The organism is Pseudoalteromonas peptidolytica (assembly GCF_012641745.1).
GTDB classification, from domain to species: Bacteria; Pseudomonadota; Gammaproteobacteria; order Enterobacterales; family Alteromonadaceae; genus Pseudoalteromonas; species Pseudoalteromonas peptidolytica.
The window spans coordinates 1-4,533 of the sequence record NZ_WEHZ01000066.1; the positions used below are offsets into that span (position 1 = coordinate 1).

5 protein-coding genes are annotated in these 4,533 nt (G+C 43.1%); 2 read left to right on the plus strand and 3 right to left on the minus strand.

From position 1 onward, the window contains the following. Positions 1-163 precede the first annotated feature (163 nt). The gene (gene trhO / locus F9Y84_RS21635) at positions 164-1,147 is read right to left on the minus strand and encodes an oxygen-dependent tRNA uridine(34) hydroxylase TrhO (RefSeq protein WP_147391413.1); all 984 of its coding nucleotides are present in this window, start codon (positions 1,145-1,147) and stop codon (positions 164-166) included. Between the two features lie 208 nt (positions 1,148-1,355). On the opposite strand from trhO, the gene F9Y84_RS21640 reads away from it, so the two are divergent. After that, positions 1,356-2,687, plus strand: a complete 1,332-nt coding sequence (locus tag F9Y84_RS21640; RefSeq protein ID WP_147391414.1) for a DEAD/DEAH box helicase — start codon at positions 1,356-1,358, stop codon at positions 2,685-2,687. A 2-nt stretch (positions 2,688-2,689) separates the two neighbouring features. Beyond that, positions 2,690-3,520 carry a CvfB family protein gene (locus tag F9Y84_RS21645; RefSeq protein WP_125253930.1) on the plus strand — a complete coding sequence of 277 codons (831 nt, stop codon included), beginning with the start codon at positions 2,690-2,692 and terminating at the stop codon, positions 3,518-3,520. Positions 3,521-3,561: 41 nt separating this feature from the next. On the opposite strand, the gene F9Y84_RS22345 is transcribed toward F9Y84_RS21645, so the two are convergent. Together F9Y84_RS22345 and F9Y84_RS21655 are read right to left on the minus strand one after the other, a co-directional pair. After that, complete coding sequence (locus F9Y84_RS22345; RefSeq protein ID WP_225740797.1) at positions 3,562-4,032, minus strand: DUF6363 domain-containing protein; 471 nt, start codon at positions 4,030-4,032, stop codon at positions 3,562-3,564. Positions 4,033-4,310: 278 nt separating this feature from the next. Further along, a partial coding sequence (locus F9Y84_RS21655) for an integrase core domain-containing protein (RefSeq protein WP_168756793.1) occupies positions 4,311-4,533 on the minus strand: 223 nt, incomplete at its 5' end.

Sequence of the window (4,533 nt, forward strand, 5' to 3'; positions counted from 1 at the left end):
TCAAAAGCTGAATGAAGAGCTTGTTCTATATTCACAAAAAATCCGTAGTTAGTTGCCTAGCTACGGATTGTGCATGATCATTTTGATCGGTCAACCGATCAACTTCTTAACTGATCAGCATTAGCCATTGGGCTCCTTTTATTCATTTTATTAAAAGCAGTGCTTAAGATTTTTGGCGCTGAGCTTCTTTTTGCGCTAGTTTTTCTTCTTTACGCTTTCTAATTGCCTCTTGAGCATCATGGCCAATATGCCCTTCGCCACGTTGCTTAGCCAATTCAATCTGCTTTTGACGCTCAGCAAAACGGGCAATTTGCTCTTCTGTTAGATCTTTGTGGCAATGATGGCAAGACACGCCTTCCATATACTCATCACGTTGCTTTTCTTCTTCGGTGATTGGCATACGACAAGCATGACATTGATCATAAGACCCTTTATTCAAATCATGATCAACCGCTACACGGTTATCAAAAACAAAGCACTCGCCTTCCCACATCGTTTCTTCTTTTGGCACTTCTTCTAAATATTTTAAAATGCCGCCTTCGAGGTGATAAACCTCTTCGAAACCTTGCTCTTTCATGTATGCTGTTGACTTTTCACAGCGGATCCCGCCAGTACAGAACATCGCTACTTTTTTGTGCTTTTCTGGGTTTAGATTATTTTGCGCCCACTCAGGAAACTCACGGAACGTCTTAGTCTTTGGATCGACGGCATTTTTAAACGTACCGATTTCAATTTCATAATCATTACGCGTATCAACAAGTACCACATCAGGGTCTGAAATCAGTGCGTTCCAATCTTGCGGTTTTACGTAGGTGCCAACCACTTCTTTAGGGTCGATACCTTGTACACCCATGGTGACGATTTCTTTTTTAAGCTTTACCTTGGTGCGATAAAATGGGCAGGTTTCGTCGAATGATTCTTTATAAACGATATTATCAAGGCCAGGTTGCTTGTCTAACCAAGCTAATAGTGCATCAATACCCTCTCGCTTTCCCGCAACAGTACCGTTAATACCCTCTTCGGCAAGTAATAGCGTACCACGAACTTCCTTCGCTTCCATGACATCATGAAGGGGTTGTCTTATCTCTTGATAATTAGGTAAAGAGACAAACTTGTACATAGCACAAACAACGTATTGTTCTGACATTGTATTTTCCTAGATTTAAGCTTTGATTAGCTTACACATTAAGCATGACGATGTGTAAAGCATGAAAACCGAGTCGTAAACCCGGCGCTGAAGCGCGTATTCTACGGATTTTTGATTAAAATGCAAAAAACACAAATTCTATATCCGATAGCGTCTATGCTTTGGTATAATCTCGTGTTTTTAAAATTCAAGACTTGGAGAAATTGACTTGAGATTCACTGAACTTGGGATAGATACGCGCCTAGAACAACAATTAGCTCACCAAGGGATCACGGAACCGACCGAGATCCAAGCGCATGCCATCCCAACGGCTTTAGCTGGCCACGATGTTTTTGCGCAGTCTAAAACAGGCTCAGGCAAAACCCTTGCCTTCTTGCTGCCCGCAGTACAGCGTGTAATGAAGCAAAAAGCGCTAAGCAAACGCGATCCACGCGTGCTTATCGTCGCCCCAACTCGTGAACTCGCGACTCAAGTATTCTCTGAATGTCGTGCTTTGTGTGCTGGCACAAATATTCAAGTCTGTAAGGTTTTAGGCGGTGAAAACTACAACGATCAAGTAAAAGCGCTTCGCCGCGACCCACATTTTGTGGTGGGTACACCGGGACGTATTGCTGATCACGTTGAAAATCGCTCTTTGTTTTTGGGCGGCCTTGAACTGCTTATTTTTGATGAAGCAGACCGTATGTTTGACCTTGGCTTTGAGAAACAGCTAGACATCATTAATGACTCGGCGGATCATCGACAAAGACAAACCCTACTGTTTTCAGCCACGCTGGACCATACTCAGGTTGAAGCGTCTTCGCGTCAATTACTGAAATCGCCAAAACGCATTATGCTAAGTAATGCCCACCAGCAACATGAAGACATTAAACAAGCCCTGTACTTTGCCGATCATTTAGATCATAAAGAAGCGCTGCTGAAACACTTCATCACAAAAAGTGAGGTTGGCCAGTGCATTATATTTACTGCAACCCGTGGCGACACCGACAGGTTAAGTAAATTATTAAACGACATGTCGATTAAAGCGGTATCACTCTCAGGCGACATGCCACAAAGCAAACGCTTAGATATCATGGAAAGCTTTAGCCGTGGCATTTATAAAGTGTTAGTAACCACAGATGTCGCTTCCCGCGGATTAGATTTATTGTCAGTAACGCATGTTATTAACTTTGACTTACCTAAGCAGGCTGAGGAATACGTGCACCGTATTGGTCGTACAGGCCGAGCTGGCTTCAAAGGTCATGCGATTTCGCTTGTGGGTCCAAAAGACTGGAATAGTTATGTGGCAATCAAGAACTATCTTGATGAACCATTGCGCTTTGAAGAAGTGGAAGGCCTGGTTGGTAAATTCAAAGGGCTTAAACAAAAACCACAGCATGGTAAAAATCGCCCTGCAAATGTAGCGCCTAGCAAAACGAGTAAACCAAAGAAAAAACCTGTGAAAAAAGCACAGCCACGAAAAGTGATCCAGCCACCAATTGATATTGATGGCTCAATGCCGCTACGTCGCAAACCAAAACCACAAATTGACGAGGAATAATCATGCTAGGTCAAATTAAGATGTTAACCATTGAAGAACTTACCGCTGAAGGTGCGTACTTGAACGGTGGTGAACTTGGCGATGTGTTTCTTCCGCGCACAGAAGTGCCAAAGCACATGGAAGAAGGCGACTCTGTTGAGGTTTTTATTTATCAAGATAACCTTGGGCACGCTACCGCAACGACGAAAAAGCCGTTAGCGCAAGTTGGAGAGTTTGCCTTACTGCGTGTCAAAGAAATTAACAAGGTTGGTGCCTTTTTAGATTTGGGCATAGATAAAGACGTGCTTGCTCCATACAATGAGCAAAAACCGAAAATGCGCGATGGTTACAGCTATTTAGTGAAGTTGTATCTAGATAACGCCAGTAAACGCATTTGTGCATCCAGTGCACTGGGTAAATTTTTAGGTAAATCCAAAGCTCAGTATGATAAGTTTGAAGAAGTAGACTTGATTGTCGCTGCAAAAACTGACTTGGGCTATAAAGTTATTGTCAATGAAAAACACTTCGGCTTAGTGTTTTTCAACGATGTATTTAAGCGCATGTACATCGGCCAGCGGATGAAAGGCTTTGTTAAAGCGGTTCATGACGAAGATAAGATTGACGTGGTATTAGAGAAACCTGGCATAGGGAAAGTAAAAGACCTAGCAGAGGAAATATACAGTAAACTAGAAGAAAGTGGCGGCTATTTACCATTGGGTGACAAGTCAGATCCTGACGCCATCAAACGCACTTTCTCTACCTCGAAGGCTAACTTTAAAAAAGCCATTGGTGGTTTATTTAAAGATGGCCGAATTGACATTGAAGCGACTTCTATTTCAATTCGCAAGTCTTAACCGATAATCATAGGTAGCAAGTCTCAATCTGAGACTTGCTATTACATCGGGCTGGCTTCAAACATATCACGCCACTTATCTACCGCCTTTAGCCCTAATTCAAAGCCCAATTTATAGTCTGACTTTAAGGTCTCGTGACTTGATCCTAGTACCATCGACTCGAGTGTTCTAGTAGGCGCAATTTGAATGACATTAACGTCCTCTGGCGGAGCCTTCATAAAGTTAACTGCATCGGCGTAGCGACTTTGATAGTGATGATACATTTCAAACATTTTTGGAGATTGATTAACCCGTCGCATAATTGGTTTTAACCGCTCTAGCACTGGCATTTTGCCATCGTCGTGGGCCTCTATTGTCCTTATCACCCATATATTTTTTGCACCTTTTTGATGCGCCCAGCGAACAGGTAATGGATCGGCAACTCCGCCATCCATCAAGCCATGTCCTTGCACATTCACACCGGGGCGATATAAAAATGGAATGGCACTCGACGCTTTAAGGTGCGTAAACATATTGTCATGCCACGTATGCAAATAATGTGGCGCTAGTGATTCAAGATCACTTGCTACCGCGTAAAAGTTACTCTTTGGTGTTAAATGATGCTGTTCTGTAGGAAAGCGTACCTTAGTGCTGTGCTCGACTAGATGAAAATACCAATCGAGATCAATAACATTCCCCCCAGTAAAAAAGCGTGCGGGGCGAAAGAATTGCTGCTCTGTCGTTAGTGATTCAATAGCAGTTTACGCATACTGGCTAGCACGAGCGCAATATGCAGCTGTCCACTCCCCCGTTAGTGAGACACCTGTAAACTAGAGTTTTCCAACTTTGCTCGGTAAGCTGCGGGCGGCAGGTTACCAAGGCTTTCATGTGTGCGTTCTTCGTTGTAATCTAATCGCCAGAACCACACCATTTCTTTTACTTGATTGATACTTTCAAACAAGTAAGCATCTAAAAATTCTCGTCTAAATGAGCCATTAAACCGCTCAACAAACCCGTTTTGCTGTGGCTTCCCT

What these genes read in the sequence shown, in the direction of transcription:
- trhO (WP_147391413.1), bottom strand. Translation starts at nt 1,147, where the DNA reads ATGTCAGAACAATACGTTGTTTGTGCTATGTACAAGTTTGTCTCTTTA.
- F9Y84_RS22345 (WP_225740797.1), bottom strand. Translation starts at nt 4,032, where the DNA reads ATGTTTACGCACCTTAAAGCGTCGAGTGCCATTCCATTTTTATATCGC.
- F9Y84_RS21645 (WP_125253930.1), top strand. Translation starts at nt 2,690, where the DNA reads ATGCTAGGTCAAATTAAGATGTTAACCATTGAAGAACTTACCGCTGAA.